Here is a 19,774-nt window from a genome sequence, read left to right on the forward strand (position 1 = left end):
AGGAGGCTGGAGCATGAGCATCTGGTGGTCACTCCATCTGCGCCGCGAGGCCGCGAGCGTGCCGCTCGCCCGGCGGCTGCTGATCGGCACCATGGAGACGGCGGGCGTCGACCCGGAGATCTCCTACGACCTGTCCGTCGCCCTGACCGAGGCCTGCGCGAACGCCGTCGAGCACGGCGGGAACACGCCGCACGGCGGCACCTCGGAGGCGTACCGGGTGACCGCGTATCTCGACGGCGAGAAGTGCCGTATCGAAGTGGCGGATTCCGGGCCGGGGTTCTTCCACGCCCAGGAGCTGCGGCCCGCCCGCTCGGACGCCGAGCACGGCCGCGGGCTCTGTCTCATCCGGGAACTCGCCGACCACGTCCACATCGGCGCCAAGCCCGGCCGGGGCGGCACGGTGGTCAGCTTCGACAAGATCCTCAAGTGGACGAAGGACCCCTCGCTGCTGACTGCATAGCCGGGGGTGCTTGCCGGGTGGCGCGGACGCACGAGGCGCACGGCACCTCGTGAGCCCCGCTCAGGCGTCCAGCACCTTCGCCAGCACCTCCAGCGCCTCCGGATACGCCCGCTCGCGGGGCGTGCCGTAGCCGACGACCAGGCCCTGCGGGCGGTGCTCGCCAGGGGCGTGCCAGTGGTCGCCGAGGGCACCCAGGGCGAGGCCCTCCGCCTCCGCGCGGCCCAGCACCTCCGCCTCGTCGGGCACGTCGATCAACGCGTGCAGCCCCGCCGCGATCCCGCGCACGCTCCGGCCCGCGCCCAGCCGGTGCAGCAACTGGTCCCGGCGGCGCCGGTAGCGCAGCCGGCACGCGCGCACGTGCCGGTCGTACGCGTGGCTGTCGATCAGCTCGGCGAGGGCCAGCTGGCCGATGGTCTCGGTGTGGTGGTCGCTGTGCAGCTTGGCGTCGGCGACCGCGTCGACCAGGTGCGGCGGCAGCACCATCCAGCCGAGCCGGAGTGCGGGGCCGAGCGTCTTGGAGGCGGTGCCGAGATACACCACCTGGCCGGGTGCCATGCCCTGCAACGCGCCCACGGGCTGGCGGTCGTAGCGGAACTCGCCGTCGTAGTCGTCCTCGACGATCAGCCCGCCACGCGCGCGTGCCCAGTCGGCGAGCGCCCGCCGACGCTCCGGGTGCAGGGTCACCCCGGTCGGGTACTGGTGCGCCGGCGTGACCACCACGGCGGCGGCCTCGCCGAGCCCCTCGGGGCGCACCCCTCGCGCGTCGACGGGCGCCGGCAGGACCGTTCCGCCACCCCGCCGCACGACCTCCCGGTGGAACGGCAGTCCCGGGTCCTCCATGGCGACGGCGGCGCCGTGCAGCACGCGCGTGAGCAGCGCGAGGCCCTGGACGTATCCGGACGTGACGACGATCCGCTCCGGCGGCGCGAGGACTCCGCGCGCCCGGCCCAGATAGCCGGAGAGCGCCGTGCGCAGCTCGATCCGGCCGCGCGGGTCGCCGTAGTCGTACGCCAGTGAGGGTGCCGTCGCTATGGCCCGGCGCAGCGCGCGCAGCCAGGCCGCCGCCGGGAACGCGCCGACGTCCGGGCTGCCGGGGCGCAGATCGAAACGCGGGGCACGCGTGCGTGCCGCCGTGCCGGGCTCCGCCGATGCGACGGGCGGCAGCTCGGCGACGCGGGTGCCCGAGCCCTGGCGCGCCGTCAGGTATCCCTCGGCGACGAGCTGGTCGTAGGCGGCCTTGGCGGTGCCGCGCGAGATGCCGAGCTCGGTGGCGAGCCGCCGGGTGGCCGGCAGCCGGGTCCCGGGCACGAGCCGCCCGTCCCGTATGGCGTCCCTCAGGGCCCGCTCCAGGCCGGTGCGGCGCCCGTCCGCCGAGTCCGGCTCCAGATGCAGATCGACACCGACACCGGACCAGAAGTCGTTCACGAGAACCTTCCCCCCAGGCACGCGAAATGGCCGGGCACCTTCCCGGTACCCGGCCATTGAAACCCAGATCAGCCCTTCAGCGCGGCCATCCACGCCTCGACCTCGTCGGAACGGCGCGGCAGGCCCGCCGAGAGGTTCCTGTTGCCGTCCTCGGTGACGAGGATGTCGTCCTCGATCCGGACGCCGATGCCCCGGTACTCCTCCGGCACGGTCAGGTCGTCGGCCTGGAAGTACAGGCCCGGCTCGACCGTCAGCACCATGCCGGGCTCCAGGACACCCTCCACGTACGTCTCGGTCCGCGCGGCGGCGCAGTCGTGGACGTCCATGCCGAGCATGTGTCCGGTGCCGTGCAGGGTCCAGCGGCGCTGCAGGCCCAGCTCCAGGACGCGCTCCACCGGGCCCTCGACCAGGCCCCACTCGACGAGCCTCTCGGCGAGCACGCGCTGGGCGGCGTCGTGGAAGTCGCGGTACTTGGCGCCCGGCTTCACGGCCGCGATACCGGCCTCCTGGGCCTCGTACACGGCGTCGTAGATCTTCTTCTGGATCTCGCTGTACGTGCCGTTGACCGGCAGCGTGCGCGTGACGTCGGCGGTGTAGAGGGTGTGGGTCTCCACGCCCGCGTCCAGCAGGAGCAGGTCGCCGGAGCGGACCGGGCCGTCGTTGCGGACCCAGTGCAGGGTGCAGGCGTGCGGGCCGGACGCGCAGATGGAGCCGTAGCCGACGTCGTTGCCCTCCACGCGAGCGCGGAGGAAGAACGTGCCCTCGATGTAGCGCTCGGAGGTGGCCTCGGCCTTGTCGAGGACCTTCACGACGTCCTCGAAGCCGCGGACGGTGGAGTCGACGGCCTTCTGCAGCTCGCCGATCTCGAACCCGTCCTTGACCAGCCGGGCCTCGGAGAGGAAGACGCGCAGCTCCTCGTCGCGCTCGGCGGTGACCTTGTCGGTCAGCGCGGCCTCGATGCCGGCGTCGTAGCCGCGCACGACGCGCACCGGGCCGGTGGCCTCGCGCAGCTTGTCGGCCAGCTCGCGCACGTCGGCGGCCGGGATGCCGTACAGCGCCTCGGACTCGGCGAGGGAGTGGCGGCGGCCGACCCACAGCTCGCCCTGGCCGGAGAGCCAGAACTCGCCGTTCTCGCGGTCGGAGCGGGGCAGGAGGTAGATCGTTTCCTCGTGGCCGCCGTCCTTGGGCTCCAGCACCAGGACGCCGTCCTCGGTCTGGTTGCCGGTGAGGTACGCGTACTCGACGGAGGAGCGGAAGGGGTACTCGGTGTCGTTCGAGCGGGTCTTCAGGTTGCCCGCCGGGATCACCAGGCGCTCGCCCGGGAATCGTGCGGACAGCGCGGCGCGGCGGCGGGCGGTCTCGGCGGCCTGCGGGATCGCCTGCAGATCACGCAGCTCGGTGTCGGCCCAGCCGGACTTCATGTTCTCGGCCAGCTCGTCGGAGACGCCCGGGTACAGGCCGTTCTTCCGCTGCTTGATGGGCTCCTCGGACTCGGTCTCCGGGCCCTCTGCGGTAGCAGAGTCGGGCACAGCCGGGTTGAGCTCGTCGGACACGTGATCCTCCTCGATACGCCATGTGATCTCCCCCGGGACCCGCGCGCTCCTGCTTGTGGCCGAGCGGGGGCCTCCATCATCGTACGGTCGTACCGCGGGCGGACCGGGGTCGGATGACCTGTTATGCCCGCTCATGCCAGCCCCCGGGGCGCCGGCTCAGTCGAAGCGGGCCGCCAGCACCACCACGTCCTCCTCGCTGTCGGCCTCGTCCAGACCGTCCGGCAGGACGGTGCGCAGGACGTGGTCGGCGACGGCGCCGGGGTCGTGGCGCAGCGCGCGCGGGATGCTCGCGGCGGCCGTGTGCAGGCGGGCGAAGGCGCGGTCCGTCGGGTCGCCGGTACGGTGCAGCAGCCCGTCGGTGTAGAGCAGGACCGTCTCCCCGGCCTCGGCCTGGAACTCGACGCTCGGCGCCTCCCAGCAGGCGAGCATGCCGAGCGGCGCGGAGACGGAGGTCTCGGCGAACTCGGTGCGCCGCTCGCCGATCAGCAGCGGCGGGCTGTGTCCGGCGCCGGCCAGGGTGATCTTGCGCAGGGCGGGCTCGCAGTAGGCGAACAGGGCGGTGGCCGAGCGGGCGGGTTCGGTCAGCCGCAGCAGCAGCTCCAGGTCGGACAGGACGGCGACCGGGTCCTCCCCCTCCATCACGGCGTACGCGCGCATGCTGGCGCGCAGCCGGCCCATCGCGGCCACGGCGCTCGGGCCGGAGCCGGTGACCGAGCCGACCGACAGGCCGAGCGCGGCGTCCGGCAGCGGCAGCGCGTCGTACCAGTCGCCGCCGCCGCGCGGGCCGGTGCGGTGCCGGGCGGCGAGCTGGACGCCGGGCACGCGGGGCAGCCGGGTGGGCAGCAGTTCCTCGGTGATGGTCGCCACGCGCGCGCGGGTGCGTTCCACCTCCAGCAGGCGGGCGAGGTGCTCGGTGGCGAACCGGACGTAGAGGCCGGCCAGGTGGCGCCGGCGCTCGTCGGGTTCGGCCGGCTCGTCGTAGAGCCAGACGGCGGCGCCGAGGCGGCCGGCGGAGTCGGTGGCGAGGGGCAGTGCGTAGCTGGCGGCGTAGCCGAGGCGGGCGGCCACCTCCCGGTGCCGGGGGTCGAGGCCCTCCTCGGCGAGCAGGTCGGGGTGGACGATCTCGGTGGCCGTGCCGGTGTCGTACGGCAGCGCGCCGGGCGGGACGGTCTCGATGTGGCCGAGGTCGGCCCGGCCGAGTCCGAGGCCGAGGGTGGTGCGGGGGCCGAGTCCGTCGCCGGGTTCCAGGGCGACCAGGCCGCGGCGGGCGCCGACGAGGGCGGCTCCGGCGCGCAGGAGTTCGTGGAGGGCCGGTTCCAGAGCGTTCGTGCGGGACAGGCGCTCGGTCAGTTCGTGGAGGGTCGTGAGGTCCGAGACCCAGCCGGCCAGCCGGTCCTGGAGGAGGGCGCCGGGCGCGGGGGTGTTCGGGGCGGGGACGGGAGCGGTGTCCGGGCAGGGACCGGCGCCGACGGCGGGGGGAGTGGGCGCAGTGTGTGCGGGCGTCGGAACCGCTGGATCGATTCCAGCCACTTTCGGAGGGTGCGGGGCGTTCATGGCGTCCGGCCTTCAGACCGGTGCGTATTGCTGAAAAGCATCGCAAACCCCCATGTCATTCTGCGCCGCTAGCAGTGTCTCCACATGTACACGCACTCGTGAGGGGATGTCCAGCATTGTCCTGCGGGGATTCCTGGTGTCCATGAGTCGGACGAGGTTTCCCTCGAACCCCTTGCCTTACTGCCAAGTTGGCTGAAAACTGCACCAGGTATCGGTCCATTGCGGTCGACTGGCCTTGCTCCACGCAGCGTCACAGCGGTCGTGATGGGTACGTACTCGGTGAAGGCCAGGGGTGGTTGGGGACCACCCGGAACCTGGCGACGGACCCGGGCGTCATAGCCACCGACGGCCGAGCCCCATCCTCCCTGGCGGAGGCGGAGAGAAATACGCGCGACGGCAAAACGCCATACTTCGCCACCCCCGCGCCGCAACCGTGCCTTTGAAAGACGCACTATGGACGCGGACGCGGCCCATGCTCGACCCCTTGGGGTTCCCCCTGCCGTACGCAGGGGCGTGATGCGCCAACAGGTACGCACAGTGAAGTGATCGACACATGATGTGATGTGGACCACGGTGTTGCCAGCGGTGCAACGGAAAGGAACGAGCGCTCATGCGCGAGATCCTCGGAAGGCGACGCAGGCTCCTGTCCAGGCGGAACGACGGGAGGCCTGAGCTGATCAGCGCGGCCCTGACCTTCGCGACCGAATGGCAGTGGCCCGTACTCCCGGGCGTGGCCCCGGACCCGCAGGGCCGGGCCCGCTGCGGCTGCCCGGACCCGGAGTGCACGGTGCCCGGTGCGCACCCCTTCGACCCCGGTCTGCTCGCCGCCACGACCGACGCCCGCATGGTGCGCTGGTGGTGGGCCAACCGGCCGAGCGCGCCGATCATCCTGGCCACCGGGGGCAAGGCGCCCTGCGCGGTCAGCCTGCCGGCGCTCGCCGCCTCCCGCGCCCTCGCCCTGCTCGACCGGCGGGGCATGCGCCTCGGCCCGGTGATCGCCTCGCCGACCCGCTGGGCGCTGCTGGTGAAGCCGTACTCCATGGAGCAGTTGGGCGAACTGCTCTACGCCAAGGACTTCGTCCCCGGCTCCCTGCGCTTCCACGGCGAGGGCGGCTACCTCGCCCTGCCCCCGACCGAGACCGGCCAGGGCACCGTCCGCTGGGAGCGCGCTCCGCTGCCCGGTTCGTCCTCACCCTGGGTGCCCGATGTGGAGGCCGTGGTGGACGCCGTGGTCGACGCCCTCACTCGTACGGGTGTGAGCGCGCCCGAGTTGTAGTGGTGTCGGGCGTGGGCGGGGCCGCGAGCCGCGTCGGCTCGTTATCTTCCGCACATGCTGCGAATGTCTGGGGGACATGGCCGCCGGTACTCCGGGGGGCCATCGGGGCGGCACGGCCGCCGATCGGTGCGGGGTGCGGCGCGGTCGTCGGGGGTGGGGCCGACCGCGGCGAGCGTGCCGGACTCCCGGAAGCTGCGGCTGCTCGCGCTCCTGGGTGCCGTGACGGCCGCGGTCGCGCTGCCGCTCGCCGTGGCGTCCGCCGGGCAGGTGGGCGGGGCGGGCGGACACGCGGGGACCGGGAAGGCTCGGGACGCCGTACGGGCCGCTGGGCGTGAGGGCGCTTCGGGGCGCGCCTTCGAGAACACCTCGGGACGCGCCTCCGGGGGCGACGAGGCCGCCGGGGGCGAGCCGGGCTCCGGGCGGGGCGAGGGGGGCTCCGGGCCGGAGGACGCCAAGCTGCCCTCGCTCGGCCGGTCCCCCCGGCTGCTCGAACTGGGCCTGGGCACCGCCATGCGGTGCGGTCCCCAGCTCACCTCCCCCGACGGCATCGAGGCGCAGACCTGCGTCCTGTCGCAGGACACCGACACCTGGGCCCGCACCTACTACCGCAACTCCACCGGCAAGTCGCTGGACGCCGTGCTCAGCCTGATGGGTCCGGGCGGCCACAGCCTGGAGATCCGCTGCGTCACGGGCGGCGACGACGAGCCCGCCACCTGCGAGACGCCCCGTGAACGCAGCCGGGGCGGCATGGACGCCTACACGGCCGTCACCGAGTTCGCCACGCGCGGGGCCGACGGCAGGCTGCTGCTGCGCTCGGGCAGCGACTCCCCGCACACCGACGGCAACTCACGTATCGATAACAAGAGTTAACGGTGGTTGACGCTCCGCGACGCGCTGTCCACGTCGTACGCGGGCATGGAAAGACCCGGTTGCTGGCGACGGGGGATGCACCAGCAACCGGGCTACTGGAACGGTAACAAGAGATCGGCGGTTCGCAAATTCCGGCTGGGGCATTCGGCCACCGATTTCCCTGTTACCAGGGGGAGTTGTGACAGGAGTCACCTGTTTCGCCGGCCGTGCGCGCGCCTTACCGACCGTTCAGTAGTCAGACGCGCGCGGCGGCGTCAGCTGAGCGTGACCTGCCGGTTGGTCAGTCCGCCACGCGCCCGGCGCTCGTCCACGGTGAGCGGCTCGGTGACGGCCAGGGCGGCGGCGAGGCGCTCGGCGAACTCGGCGGCAGGCTTCTCCACGTCGTCCGCCGTGACCCCGCTCGGCAGGTCCCAGACCGGCACGGTGAGGCCGTGAGCACGGAAGGAGCCCACGAGCCGGGTGCCCTCGCCCAGGCGGGAACGGCCCGCCGCGTGCAGCCGCGCGAGAGCGTCCAGAAGCTGCTCCTCCGGATGCGGCATCACCCAGCGCAGGTGGTTCTTCTCCGGGGTCTCGCACCAGTACGCGGCGTCCACACCGCTCAGTCTGGCCGTCGGGATGGCGGCGTCGTTGGCCCGCTCCAGGGAGGCGGTCACCTCGGGCGTGGCGTTCTCCGCGTCCGGCACCCAGAACTCGAAGCCGCTGTGCACGACCGGCTCGAACGGCGCCTGGAGGTCGAGCACGTCCTGCAGCCGCGGACCGCCGGCCGGGGCTCGGCGGCCCTGCACCGGGGTGCCGGGCTCGGCCTGCAGGGCGCGCTGGAGGGTGTCGGCGAGGTCGCGGCTGAGGTCACCGGACGCCGTGTCGTTCTGCAGGCCGAGCAGGACCGAGCCGTCGTCGCGGCGCAGCGCGGGCCAGGCCATCGGCAGCACCGTGGCCAGCGTGACCGACGGGACGCCCTCGGGCAGGCCGTCCTTGAGGGTCAGCTCGACCGTCGCGGCCGGCACCAGTTCGCGCAGCGCCACCCAGTCGCACTCGCCGGGCAGCCCCTCGAACGGGCGGTGCACCAGCTCCGTCACCGCGTGTGCCGCGGCCCGGCCGTGACACGCCTTGTAGCGCCGGCCGCTGCCGCAGGGGCAGGGCTCGCGGGCGCCGACAACCGGGACCTCCGCATCGCTGAGCTGCGGCCGCTCGGCCTTTGTCTGGGGTCGCTTCTTGGCCATCGTGGGTGTCTCCCGGTTACGGCTCTTCTCGTACGGGCGCGAGCCTAGCCGTTCAGGCCATGACCGGCTGGAACCTGTGGACAACGCACGCCCACACGACGCCAACGGTGTGAACCTGTGGACAACTTCGGGGTGCCCTGCGGCTCGGTCGTGCTCCTGCCGACGGCGGTGCTCGACCGGCGGGGCGGTTCGTGACCGGCGGGGCGGTTCTTGACGGCGGTTCAGTCCACGACTTCGGTGCGGTGCACGACCGCCCGGTGCAGCCCTCGCACGCCGGTCCTGGCCTTTGTCCGTCGGCTGAGTGGACGGGTCCCCGTCCGTCGGCGCGTCTCCCGGTCTCCGTCCGTCGGTGCGTCTCCCGGTCTCCGTCCGGCGGTGCGGGCCTCGGATTCCGCCCGCCGGACCCGGCTCCCGGTCTCCGCCGGTCGGTGGGGCCCTCGGGCTCCATCCGCAGGCCGAGGTCCTCGACCGCTTCCACCGACCCGGGGTTCTCCACGGCGTGGCTCAGGCCCTGGACCGCGCTCGTCGTCGGCCCGGCTCGTCCACCGTGTGCGTCGGTGCTGCCCCTCTTGTCCCGTCCGCCGGTTCAGGTCCTCGGGCTCCAGCCGCAGGTCCAGGTTCTCGACCGCGTCCGCCGAGCTGGGGGGTTCTCTGCCGTGTGGCTCGGTTCCTCGGCTGCGGCCCGCACCGTCGGTCCGGTTCTCTCGACCGTGCCACTGAGCCCAAGCCGTCGACCGTGTTCGACGGTCCGGGCTCGCGACCGTGCCGGCCGGTCCAGTTCCCCGACCGTGCGCCTCAGTCCAGGTCGTCGAACACGTCCGCGAAGTCCATGCCGGGGAGGGGCTGGAGTGCGGGGGACGTGACGCGCGTAGCGAAACCGTCCCGGCCGCACCCGGCATCGGGTTCGTGGACGCCGTCGTGGACCACCACCCAGACCGTCACCTCGCCGTGGACGTCGTCGCGGACGCCCCAGTCGTCGGCGAGCGCCGTGATGATGTTCAGCCCGCGGCCGCCGTGCGCGGTCACCGACGGGGTGGCCGGCACCGGGCGGGTCGGACCGCCGCCGTCCGTCACCTCGACGATGAGCCGGCCCCGCGCGTCGACCTGCCACGCGGCGCGCACGTCGCCGTCCCCGGCCAGCGCGTTGCCCAGGGGCCGCCCGTGTTTGCAGGCGTTGCTCAACAGTTCGGAAAGGATCAGTACGGCATCGTCGATGACCGATTCGGACACGCCCCCGCTGCGCAACTGCGAACGCATCCGGTGCCTCGCCTTCCCCACGCCCGCAGGGCCATGGGGTACGGCCATGCTCGACGACGTGGGCACCTCCTGTGCCACCACCAACGCCACCCCCGAGACCTCCTTTGCCCCACGCCACGGTGTGGATGCCCCATTGGCCTGTACCGGAAACCGGCCAATCCTCTTCCGGTGACGCATTCGCAACGACCCTGCACGGAGCGAACGCGCCGGAGCACTCCCTGTGACGAAGACCTTTCCTCGGGTCGTTCGTATGGCTGGACTCCAGTGGCTGGATTTCAGTGGTGTGGCCGAGAGTGGAGGATTCCGGCAGTCGCAGGCGGGGTCAAGGGGGCGGACGGGGCTCCTTACCGGCCTTTTGAGTTCACGCGCGCCCCAGCTGTCGCAGGACCGCGTGCGGGCGGTTGGTGATGATGGCGTCGATGCCCAGCTCCACGCAGAGATCGACGTCCTCGGGCTCGTTCACGGTCCACACGTGCACCCGGTGACCGGCGCCCTGCAGCCGCTCCACATAGGCGGGGTTGTTGCGCACGATGCGGATGGAGGGCCCCGCGATCCGCACGCCCGCGGGCAGCCGTCCGTCCCGCAGCCGAGGCGTGAGGAACTGCACCAGGTAGACCGTCGGCAGCGTCGGCGCGGCGGCACGCACGCGGTGCAGCGAACGCGCCGAGAAGCTCATGACCCGGACCTGGGACTCGGCCGCCGAGGCCGGCGCGTCCAGGCCGAACCGCTTCAGCAGCGTCAGCAGCCGCTCCTCGACCTGGCCGGCCCAGCGTGTGGGGTGCTTGGTCTCGATGGCGAGCTCCACCCGCCGCCCGGCGTCCGAGACCAGCTCCAGCAGCCGCTCCAGAGTGAGCACGGAGGTCTCCTCGCGGTCCTCCGGCCGGTGCTCCCAGTCGGGCTCCTCGTCCCGCCCGCGCCAGCTGTCGCGCGACTTCCAGGAGCCGAAGTCGAGCGCGGCGAGATCGGCCAGTTCGAGCGCGGAGACGGCACCGCGGCCGTTGGAGGTACGGTTCACGCGCCGGTCGTGGACGCAGACCAGATGGCCGTCGGCGGTCAGCCGTACATCGCACTCGAGGGCGTCGGCGCCGTCCTCGATCGCCTTCTTGTAGGCGGCCAGGGTGTGCTCGGGCGCGTCTTCGGAGGCGCCTCGGTGGGCGACGACCTGGACGGAGCGCTGTAGTGCGTGGGTCACCGCGTCATGGTGCCACCGTCCGGGGGTGTGCGGTGCGGCCGGGGCGCACCCGGTGCCCGTTTATGTAACTTTTGCCAGTAAGGCCCAATGTAAGGACTGGTCATGGACCCACAGCCACCGCTTATGGTGCTCTGACGGCTCGTGGGAAAAGCTGACTGCATACAAACGGCACAGTGAAGACTGACCACAGCACATGCACAGCTGCCGAGCGTGACCGAGTGCGACCGACAACAACAGCCGTGGACCGAGGAGAAGAGCTGTGAGCACCGAGAACGAGGGCAACGAGGTACCCCAGGCCCCGTCCGCACCTCCCGTGCCGGTGGCCTCTCCAGCCGCTTCCCCGCAGGGCACCGTCCCTGAGGGCAACGAGCCGACGGCCACCCTCCCGCCCGTCCCCCAGGACGCCCCGGCCGGCCCCGGAACCCAGCCGGGCCGGCCCGCCACCCCGTACGCCGCCGCCCCGCACGCGTCCGGCCCGCCCGCCCAGGGCCCGGCCCCCGACGGCTCCTGGCCGCCTCCGCCCCCGGCCAACCCGCCGTACGGCGAGGGCGCGCCCCATGGTGACGGCGCGTTCCACGGCGACGGCGGTGCCGGTGCCGCTGGCGGCTTCGGCGCCGGTGGTGCGGCTGGTCCGGGCGGCCCCGGCGGCTGGGGAGCGTCGTACCAGCAGCCCGCCCCCAAGCCGCGCAACGGACGCGGCGGCCTCGTCGCGGCGGTCCTGGTGGCCGCGCTGGTCGCGGGCGGCCTGGGCGGCGGCCTCGGCTACACCCTGGCCAAGAACGACGACAACAGCGGCTCCACCACCGTCTCCGCCTCCGACAGCAGCGCCGCGCAGGTCAAGCGCGCGCCCGGCACGATCGCCAACGTGGCCGCCAGGGCGCTGCCGAGCACGGTCACCATCGAGGCCGAGAGCACCAACGGCGAGGGCGGCACGGGTACCGGGTTCGTCTTCGACAAGCAGGGGCACATCGTCACCAACAACCACGTGGTGGCGGACTCGCTGGACGGCGGCAAGCTGACCGCCACGTTCCCGAACGGCAGGAAGTACGACGCCGAGGTCGTCGGCCACGCCCAGGGCTACGACGTGGCGGTCATCAAGCTCAAGAACCCCCCGTCCGACCTCAACCCCCTCCCCCTCGGCGACTCCGACAAGGTGGCCGTCGGCGACGAGACGATCGCCATCGGCGCCCCCTTCGGCCTGTCCAACACGGTGACGACCGGCATCATCAGCGCCAAGAACCGCCCGGTGGCCTCCAGCGACGGCAGCTCCACCAGCAAGGCGTCGTACATGAGCGCCCTGCAGACCGACGCCTCGATCAACCCGGGCAACTCCGGCGGCCCGCTGCTGGACGCCTCCGGCGCGGTCATCGGCATCAACTCGGCGATCCAGTCGAGCAGCAGCGGCGGCTTCGGCTCCGGCCAGTCCGGCTCGATCGGCCTGGGCTTCGCCATCCCGGTCAACCAGGCCAAGTACGTCGCCCAGCAGCTGATCAAGACCGGCAAGCCGGTGTACGCCAAGATCGGCGCCTCCGTCTCGCTGGAGGACTCCACCGCCGGCGCGAAGATCACCGACCAGGGCGCGGCCGGCTCCGCCGCGGTCGAGTCGGGCGGTCCGGCCGACAAGGCGGGTCTCAAGCCCGGTGACGTCATCGTCAAGCTGGACGACATGGTGATCGACAGCGGCCCGACCCTGATCGGTGAGATCTGGACCCACAAGCCCGGCGACAAGGTCACGATCACCTACAAGCGCGGCGGCCAGGAGCACACGGTCGACCTGACCCTGGGCTCCCGGGCGGGCGACAACTGACCCTGCGCCGCACGTGCGCCTGGGCTGCCCCACCGAGGAGCTTCTGTGACGGAGCTTCTTCGCGCGGCACAACCGGCCCACCACGGCCTGGCCCGGCCCGGTAATGTGTACCCGCGCCGCCGGACTCCGGCAGCGCGGGGAGGCGTGCCCGAGCGGCCGAAGGGAACGGTCTTGAAAACCGTCGTGGCAGCGATGTCACCGTGGGTTCAAATCCCACCGCCTCCGCACAGGTCATAGCCGGTACGGGTCGTGGCCGGTGCAGTCGAAAAGGGGTGCCTCTCGCAGAGAGGCACCCCTTCCGCATTCAGCCCGCCACCGTCGTCATGGGGCGCGCCACGGTCGTCACGGCCGGTGGCCCGTCATCCGTGCCGCCGAGGCGATCGTCGCGCGGGCCTCGCGTTCGGACAGGCCGGTGCCCAGGGCGGCCTCGGTCAGGGGATCGGCCAGGGCGGGGCCGATGCCGTTCTCGTAGGCGCGGCAGGCCGCCCAGAAGAGGCGGGTGTTGCGCTGGCCCTCGTGCGCGGAGAGGACGAACTGGACCAGGCCGCGGCCGTGGTCGCCGGCGTCCGGAGGGTTCGGGTGCGGATGCGGGGGCCGGGGTGGCGGCACCAGCAGGCGCAGCAGGGACGGCGGGCAGGGCGCGGGGGTCAGGTGCGCGGTGCCGGGAGCGGTCGTGTACACGCCGTGGTCGGTGCGGGAGCCGGGGCCCACCAGGTAGCCACCGGCGCCTCGGATGTCGATGCCGGGGGCGAGGCGCCCGGCGGAGTTCGGTACGACGACGTCCGGCGGGCCGGTGAGCCACAGGTGGCGCCCGCCGCTCGGGGTGCGCACGACGACGGTCTCCGGAATGGTGAACAGATGGCGCAGGGCCAGTTCGCGCAGCGCGGTCGAGGAGTTCGTGCCGGACTTGGTGTCCAGGTCGACGCCGATCAGCTGGTACGGCGGAAGCCCGCAGGCGATGCCGTAGCCGGTCGCCCAGGGCGCCGCGGCGAACATCTCGCGGATGCGGACGGGGTCGGTCGAGGCGTCGTACACGCCGTGGCCGAAGCGGCCGCACTCGCCGTGGCAGCGGGGTCCGGCGGGGTCTGGGTCGTCGCGGTGGGGGGAGCGCAGGGCCGGCAGCTTCGTCCGGGACAGGGGGATGACGGACAGGCCGCGTTCGGCGGCTGACAGGGCGTGTGCGAGGGCCAGCGTCGTGGCCTGCCGGTCGGTGTAGGCCATGCCTCCATGTTCGTACGTACGTTCGAAAAAGGGAAGGGGAGGCGGCCGCGGCGCGCCGGGGCCGGGGAAATTGGCCGGATGTGTGACGGAAAGATTCATCCCTTGTGCCGCTTGGCATGTGAAAGCCAGCGCCTGGTGGGTTACGTCACGAAAGATGGCGATAGGGGTTTATCGACTTGTCATCACGCTTGCGTGCGAATCGGGCTTTCGGGGTGGTTCGCCGGGGATTCGGTGGGCAACTCTGATCTCGCGACGTCGTCCACCACCGTCGGAGCGGTCGGCCAACTGCCCTGACACAAGCCGAACTTCACGCACTTCCGGCCCTAGGGCCGCACAGTTCTCGGTTCTGGAGGAACAACATGGCAAGCATCCGTACAGCCCGCGTTCTCGCCGCCGTCGCCGCGCTCCCGCTCGCAGCCGCTCTCTTCGGTGGCGTCGCGGCCGCGGACAACGGTGCGCTCGCGGACAACGGATCGAGCGCCAACACCGGTGTGGCGGGCATCATCGGCAGCGGAGTCGGCCACGACAACAACGGCAACTCCTCGACCACGCAGCAGAACGCGGTCGGCAACGGTGCCTCGACCCAGAGCAATACCGCCCAGGTCAACGGCTCTGCCTGGACGGCCGTCCAGCAGGGCAACGAGAACGTGGCCATCCACTTCACCGACCTGTGGTGAGCCTCGGGCGAGGTCCCTCCCGGTGAGGGCCCTCGTGGGGTGTGCTCAGGGGTCGTAACACGTCTGCGCGGCGGTACTCCGGTGCCGCCGCGCAGGCGTTTTCCCGCGCCCTGTGCCGTTTGGTTCCGGGGGAGCGACGACCGCGACGACCTTGACACCCGACCGTATCTGACGGACAGTCAGGAACCGTCCTGTCAGGTACGCGAGGCCGGGAGGGCCCGCCGTGCACCTCGCCCCCACCGAGCGGCAGCAGCGCCTGCGCGCCGAACTCCGCGCCTATTTCCGCACCGTGCTCCCGGACCCCCGCAAACACCGCGAACCGGCCGACGACCGCGCCCTGTTGCGCCGCATCGGCGCCGACGGCTGGCTGGGCCTCGGCTGGCCGGTCGAGTACGGCGGCCAGGGCCGCGGCGCGGACGAGCAGTTCGTCTTCTTCGACGAGGCGTACCGGGCCGGCGCCCCCGTCTCCATGGTCACGCTCAACACCGTGGGCCCCACCCTCATGAAGTACGGCAGCGAGCGGCAGAAGGCCCGCTTCCTGCCCCGCATCCTCAGCGGGGAGGCCGTCTTCGCGATCGGCTACACAGAGCCGTCCGCCGGCACCGACCTGGCCTCGCTGCGCACGCGTGCCGTGCGCGAGGGCGACGGCTGGCGGATCGACGGGCAGAAGGTCTTCACCTCGGGCGCCCAGCACGCCGACTGGATCTGGCTCGCCTGCCGCACCGACCCGGAGGCGCCCAGACACCGCGGCATCTCCGTCCTCGTCGTCCCGACCGACGCGCCGGGGTTCTCCTGGACGCCCATCGAGACGGTGGGCGGGCAGACGACGACGGCCACGTACTACGACGGCGTCCGCGTCCCGGGCGACAGCCTGGTCGGCGCCGAGAACGAGGGCTGGTCGCTGATCACCGGCCAGCTCAACCACGAGCGGGTCGCGCTCGCCGCTCTCGGCATGCAGGCGGAGGACTTCCTCGCCGCCGCGCTCACCGCCGCCCGTACACCCGATCCGGTGACGGGCGGGCGCCGCATTGACGAGCCGTGGGTGCGTTTTCGGGCGGCCGAAGCGCATGCCCGGCTGGCGGCATCGCGCCTGCTCAACTGGCGTTTGGTGGCGGATGTGGGGGCGGGGCGAGTGGCCCCCGGGGACGCGAGCGGGGTGAAGTTCGCGGGAACTGAATCGACTGTCGCGACGTATCGCATGTGTCAGGAGATCGCCGGGGAGGCGGGCCTGGTCCGCTCCGGTTCGCCGGGTGCCTTCGGGGACGGCGAGCTGGAGCGGCTGAACAGGGCGGCGCAGATCAACACGTTCGGGGGCGGGGTGAGCGAGGTGCAGCGGGAGATCGTCGCGACGATGCGGCTCGGCATGACGAGGGGGCGGCGATGAGCACGGCCGAGGTGGTCCCCGACCCGCTCGGCGCGCGGCTCAAGGCGTACGAGGGTCGGCCGGCCGCCGTCGCCGGGGTGGGCAAGGACCCGGTGAACGCGCCGATGATCCGGCACTGGTGCGAGGCCATGGGCGACACCAGCCCGGCCTACTCCGGCCCGGACGCCATCGCCCCGCCCACCATGCTCCAGGCCTGGACGATGGGCGGCCTGTCCGGACACCAGGGCCGCACGGGTGCCTACGACGAGCTGCTGTCCCTCCTCGACGCCTCGGGCTGTACGGCCGTGGTGGCCACCGACTGCGAGCAGGAGTATCTGCGGCCCCTGCGCCCGGGTGACCGGGTCGCGTTCGACTCGGTGATCGAGTCGGTCTCCGGCCGCAAGACGACGAAACTGGGCACCGGGTACTTCGTCACGACCCGCACGGACGTCCGGGTCGACGGCGACCTCGTGGGCACGCACCGCTTCCGCATCCTCAAGTACGCCCCGGCCCGCCGGAAACCCCCGGCCCCGCGCCCCCGCCCGGTCGTGGGCCGGGACAACGCCGGGTTCTGGCAGGGCGTGACCGAGCACAGACTCCTCATCCAGCGCTGCACGGACTGCGGCACCCTGCGGCACCCCTGGCTGCCGGGCTGCAACGCGTGCGGCTGCCTGGACTGGGACACGCTCGAGTCGAGCGGCGAGGGGACGGTCTACTCGTACGTGGTGATGCACCACCCGCCCTTCCCGGCATTCGACCCTCCCTACGCGGTCGGCCTGGTCGAACTCGCCGAGGGCGTGCGGATGGTGGGCAACGTGACGGGGGTGCCGTACGACAAGGTGCGCATCGGGTTGCCCGTCCAGGTGGAGTTCCGTACCTACGAGGACGCGGAGGGCGCGCAGGTCCTCCCGGTCTTCCGGGTCGTCGACGGCCACGGCGAGGGCGGGGCCTGACATGGACTTCACACCCACCGAGGCCCAGACAGAGGCCCGTGACCTGGCCGCGCGGATCTTCGGCGACCTCGCCACCCACGAGCGCCTCAAGGCCGCCGGCACCGGCAGCGACCCCGCGCTGTGGAAGTCGCTCTGCGCGGCCGGCCTGGTCGGTGCCGCGGCGGACCTGGGCCTGCTCGGCCTGGTCCTGCTCCTGGAGGAACAGGGGCGTAGGACGGCCCAGGTGCCCTACGCGGCGAGCTGTGTGTACGGCGTCCTGGCGGTCGCGGCCCACGGCAGCCCGGAGCAACGGGACCGTCTCCTGCCCGCCCTGGAGGACGGGTCGGTGGTGGTGACGGGGGCGTTCCCGGCGCAGGACGCCGTACGGGCTTCGGTGGCGAGCGATTACACACGACCTTCGGTGGCGAGCGACTCCGTACGGGCTTCGGCGGCCTCGGCCGTGCGGGGCGCCGTACCCGCCGCCTCGGCGCCGGGAGAGCTGACCGGCACCGTCCCGGTCGTGCCCTGGCTCCGGGACGCCTCCCACGCCCTGGTCGCCGACACCGACCGCCGGCTGTGGCTGGCCCCGCTCGGCCCGGGCGCGGACATCACCCCGGTCGAACTGACGGCTCCCTGGTCGGCGGCCCGGCTCACCCTCGACCGGGCACCGGCCGAACCGCTGGGCGGCCCGGACGCCTACGCCGACGTCCTCGCCACCGCCCGCACGGCCTTCGCCGGACTCCAGGCCGGGGTGTGCGCGGGCTCCCTGGCCCGGGCCGTGGCGCACGTCGCGGACAGGGAGCAGTTCGGGCGCCCGCTCGCCACCCGGCAAGCCGTTCAACTCCGCGCCGCCGACGCCCACATGGACACCGAGGCGATACGGGTCACCGCCTATGAGGCCGCCTGGCGGCGGGACGCGGGGCTGCCGTACGCCACTCATGCGCTGACCGCCGCCTGGTGGGCGTCCGAGGCGGGGCAGAGGGTGGTGCACACCGGGCAGCATCTGCACGGCGGAGCGGGAGCCGATCTCGACCATCCGGTGCACCGGCACTTCCTGTGGGGCCGGCAGCTGGACGCCTATCTGGGCTGCGGGGCCGAAGTGCTCCAGGAACTGGGGGAGTTGATCGCGAGTGGGGAGTGAGCCATGAACACGGCGCCGACGACGGCACTGACGGCGGGCGCCGAACTGCCCCCGCTGGAGATCGCGGTCACGCGGACGCTGATTGTGGCCGGGGCGATCGCGTCGCGGGACTACCAGGACGTGCACCACGACGCCGAGTCGGCCAGGCAGAAGGGCTCCCCGGACGTCTTCATGAACATCCTGACGACGAACGGCCTGGTCGGCAGATACATCACGGACCACTTCGGCCCGACGGCGATACTCCGCAAGGTCGCCATCAGGCTCGGGGCACCCAACTACCCGGGAGACACGATGGTGCTGACGGGCACGATCGAGGCGGTCGACGGCGACACCGCCACCGTGCGGGTCGTCGGCGCCAACGCCCTCGGCAGACATGTGACGGGCACGGTGACGGTCACGGTCCCGGACGCGGAGGCCCGCCCATGAGTTCCCGGGCGCGCGACACCCTGGCCGGGCGCGCCGCGATCGCCGGGATCGGGGCCACCGAGTTCTCCAAGGACTCCGGGCGCAGCGAGCTGCGGCTGGCCGTGGAGGCGGTGCGGGCCGCGCTGGACGACGCGGGGCTGGCGCCGGCGGACGTGGACGGGATGGTGACGTTCACGATGGACACCAACCCGGAGATCACGGTGGCCCAGGCCTGCGGGATGGGCGAGCTGTCCTTCTTCTCGCGGGTGCACTACGGCGGCGGTGCGGCCTGCGCGACCGTGCTCCAGGCCGCGCTCGCGGTGGCGACGGGCGTGGCGGAGGTCGTGGTCTGCTACCGGGCCTTCAACGAACGCTCGGGACGCAGGTTCGGTGCCGGTGTGCAGCACCGGGAGCCGTCGGCGGAGGGCGTGGCGCTCGGCTGGGTGCTGCCGTTCGGGCTGCTCACGCCGGCCTCCTGGGTGGCGATGGCGGCCCAGCGGTATCTGCATGCGTACGGGCTGGCGCCGGAGGTGTTCGGGCATGTGGCCGTGCTGGACCGCAAGTACGCGGCGACGAACCCGGCGGCGTACTTCCACGGCCGCCCGATCACGCTCGCCGAACACGCGGCGTCCCGCTGGATCGTGGAGCCGCTGCGGCTGCTGGACTGCTGCCAGGAGACCGACGGCGGGCAGGCGCTCGTCGTCACCTCGGTGGAGCGGGCCCGGGACCTGCGGCATCCGCCGGCCGTGATCGCGGCGGCCGCCCAGGGCGCCGGCCGGGCGCAGGAGCAGATGACCAGCTTCTACCGGGACGATCTGACCGGCCTGCCGGAGATGGGCGCGGTGGCCCGCCGGCTGTGGCGGTCGTCCGGACTCGGCCCGGCCGACATCGACGTGGGGATCGTCTACGACCACTTCACACCGTTCGTGCTGATGCAGCTGGAGGAGTTCGGGTTCTGCGGGAAGGGGGAGGCGGCGGACTTCGTGGCCGAGGAGCGGCTGCCGCTCAACACCCACGGGGGCCAGCTCGGGGAGGCCTATCTGCACGGGATGAACGGCATGGCGGAGGCGGTGCGCCAACTGCGGGGCACGGCGGTGAACCAGATACCGGGCGCGGCCCGGACCCTGGTGACGGCAGGCACCGGGGTGCCGACCTCGGGGTTGGTCCTGACGGCGGAGGGCTGACCGGCGGAGGGCTGACCGGTGGACGACGGACCCAGCAGATGACGGACCGGCAGATGACGGACGGCCGGAACCTTCGCCGAGGCCGCCGACCGGCGTACCGAAAGTCGCAGACGAGAGAGCCGGTGTCGTGCCCCCGGAACAGTTGCCGGACGCCCGCCCCGGCCCGGGTGTCAGGGGCGGCTCGGCGGGCGGTGCCTGGTGGGATCGGTGCGGAGTCAGGGTCGTACCCGCAGACGG

At 72.7% G+C, this 19,774-nt stretch carries 17 protein-coding genes and 1 tRNA gene; 11 read left to right on the top strand and 7 right to left on the bottom strand.

Annotated features, from left to right (window positions below; all coding sequences use genetic code 11):
• The first annotated feature begins 13 nt into the window (after window positions 1–13).
• Window positions 14–460: an ATP-binding protein gene (locus LMU33_RS32125; protein WP_228624304.1), complete on the top strand. Its 447-nt coding sequence runs from the start codon at window positions 14–16 to the stop codon at window positions 458–460.
• A gap of 60 nt (window positions 461–520) precedes the next feature.
• Here LMU33_RS32125 and pdxR read toward each other — a convergent pair whose 3' ends face one another.
• The 3 genes from pdxR to LMU33_RS32140 all read right to left on the bottom strand — a co-directional run bounded on the left by pdxR (window position 521) and on the right by LMU33_RS32140 (window position 4,992).
• A complete protein-coding gene (pdxR, locus tag LMU33_RS32130) occupies window positions 521–1,885 on the bottom strand; it encodes a MocR-like pyridoxine biosynthesis transcription factor PdxR (protein WP_228624305.1) in 1,365 nt (454 codons plus the stop codon).
• A 68-nt stretch (window positions 1,886–1,953) separates the two neighbouring features.
• Complete coding sequence (locus LMU33_RS32135) at window positions 1,954–3,438, bottom strand: aminopeptidase P family protein (RefSeq protein WP_228624306.1); 1,485 nt, start codon at window positions 3,436–3,438, stop codon at window positions 1,954–1,956.
• A gap of 156 nt (window positions 3,439–3,594) precedes the next feature.
• Window positions 3,595–4,992, bottom strand: a complete 1,398-nt coding sequence (locus LMU33_RS32140) for a PP2C family protein-serine/threonine phosphatase (RefSeq protein ID WP_228624307.1) — start codon at window positions 4,990–4,992, stop codon at window positions 3,595–3,597.
• A gap of 610 nt (window positions 4,993–5,602) precedes the next feature.
• On the opposite strand from LMU33_RS32140, the gene LMU33_RS32145 reads away from it, so the two are divergent.
• Window positions 5,603–6,268: a bifunctional DNA primase/polymerase gene (locus LMU33_RS32145; RefSeq protein ID WP_228624308.1), complete on the top strand. Its 666-nt coding sequence runs from the start codon at window positions 5,603–5,605 to the stop codon at window positions 6,266–6,268.
• A gap of 174 nt (window positions 6,269–6,442) precedes the next feature.
• Window positions 6,443–7,138 carry a hypothetical protein gene (locus LMU33_RS32150; protein ID WP_228624309.1) on the top strand — a complete coding sequence of 232 codons (696 nt, stop codon included), beginning with the start codon at window positions 6,443–6,445 and terminating at the stop codon, window positions 7,136–7,138.
• A 254-nt stretch (window positions 7,139–7,392) separates the two neighbouring features.
• Here LMU33_RS32150 and LMU33_RS32155 read toward each other — a convergent pair whose 3' ends face one another.
• From LMU33_RS32155 to LMU33_RS32165, 3 genes are all read right to left on the bottom strand, one after another.
• Window positions 7,393–8,358 (bottom strand): DUF5926 family protein, encoded by a 966-nt coding sequence (locus LMU33_RS32155; protein WP_228624310.1) that lies wholly within the window; start codon window positions 8,356–8,358, stop codon window positions 7,393–7,395.
• Between the two features lie 795 nt (window positions 8,359–9,153).
• On the bottom strand, window positions 9,154–9,792 hold the full coding sequence (locus LMU33_RS32160; protein WP_228624311.1) for an ATP-binding protein: 639 nt from the start codon (window positions 9,790–9,792) through the stop codon (window positions 9,154–9,156).
• A 184-nt stretch (window positions 9,793–9,976) separates the two neighbouring features.
• Window positions 9,977–10,807 carry a glycerophosphodiester phosphodiesterase gene (locus LMU33_RS32165; protein ID WP_228624312.1) on the bottom strand — a complete coding sequence of 277 codons (831 nt, stop codon included), beginning with the start codon at window positions 10,805–10,807 and terminating at the stop codon, window positions 9,977–9,979.
• Window positions 10,808–11,066: 259 nt separating this feature from the next.
• Between LMU33_RS32165 and LMU33_RS32170 the strand changes: the two genes are divergently transcribed.
• Window positions 11,067–12,614: a S1C family serine protease gene (locus LMU33_RS32170; protein ID WP_228624313.1), complete on the top strand. Its 1,548-nt coding sequence runs from the start codon at window positions 11,067–11,069 to the stop codon at window positions 12,612–12,614.
• A 138-nt stretch (window positions 12,615–12,752) separates the two neighbouring features.
• Window positions 12,753–12,839, top strand: a tRNA-Ser gene (locus LMU33_RS32175).
• Window positions 12,840–12,956: 117 nt separating this feature from the next.
• On the opposite strand, the gene LMU33_RS32180 is transcribed toward LMU33_RS32175, so the two are convergent.
• Window positions 12,957–13,835, bottom strand: a complete 879-nt coding sequence (locus tag LMU33_RS32180) for a bifunctional DNA primase/polymerase (RefSeq protein WP_228624314.1) — start codon at window positions 13,833–13,835, stop codon at window positions 12,957–12,959.
• Between the two features lie 359 nt (window positions 13,836–14,194).
• On the opposite strand from LMU33_RS32180, the gene LMU33_RS32185 reads away from it, so the two are divergent.
• From LMU33_RS32185 to LMU33_RS32210, 6 genes are all read left to right on the top strand, one after another.
• Complete coding sequence (locus LMU33_RS32185) at window positions 14,195–14,512, top strand: hypothetical protein (RefSeq protein ID WP_228624315.1); 318 nt, start codon at window positions 14,195–14,197, stop codon at window positions 14,510–14,512.
• A 223-nt stretch (window positions 14,513–14,735) separates the two neighbouring features.
• Window positions 14,736–15,896 (top strand): acyl-CoA dehydrogenase family protein, encoded by a 1,161-nt coding sequence (locus LMU33_RS32190; protein ID WP_228624316.1) that lies wholly within the window; start codon window positions 14,736–14,738, stop codon window positions 15,894–15,896.
• Window positions 15,893–16,828, top strand: a complete 936-nt coding sequence (locus LMU33_RS32195; RefSeq protein WP_228624317.1) for a bifunctional MaoC family dehydratase N-terminal/OB-fold nucleic acid binding domain-containing protein — start codon at window positions 15,893–15,895, stop codon at window positions 16,826–16,828. Before LMU33_RS32190 ends, LMU33_RS32195 begins: the two co-directional genes overlap by 4 nt.
• 1 nt (window position 16,829) lies before the next feature.
• Complete coding sequence (locus LMU33_RS32200; protein ID WP_228624318.1) at window positions 16,830–17,948, top strand: acyl-CoA dehydrogenase family protein; 1,119 nt, start codon at window positions 16,830–16,832, stop codon at window positions 17,946–17,948.
• A gap of 27 nt (window positions 17,949–17,975) precedes the next feature.
• Complete coding sequence (locus LMU33_RS32205) at window positions 17,976–18,374, top strand: hotdog family protein (RefSeq protein ID WP_228624407.1); 399 nt, start codon at window positions 17,976–17,978, stop codon at window positions 18,372–18,374.
• The gene (locus tag LMU33_RS32210) at window positions 18,371–19,537 is read left to right on the top strand and encodes a lipid-transfer protein (protein ID WP_228624319.1); all 1,167 of its coding nucleotides are present in this window, start codon (window positions 18,371–18,373) and stop codon (window positions 19,535–19,537) included. The genes LMU33_RS32205 and LMU33_RS32210 overlap by 4 nt, the downstream gene beginning before the upstream one ends.
• The last annotated feature ends 237 nt before the right edge of the window (window positions 19,538–19,774 follow it).

The organism is Streptomyces barringtoniae (assembly GCF_020819595.1).
Lineage (GTDB): Bacteria > Actinomycetota > Actinomycetes > Streptomycetales > Streptomycetaceae > Streptomyces > Streptomyces barringtoniae.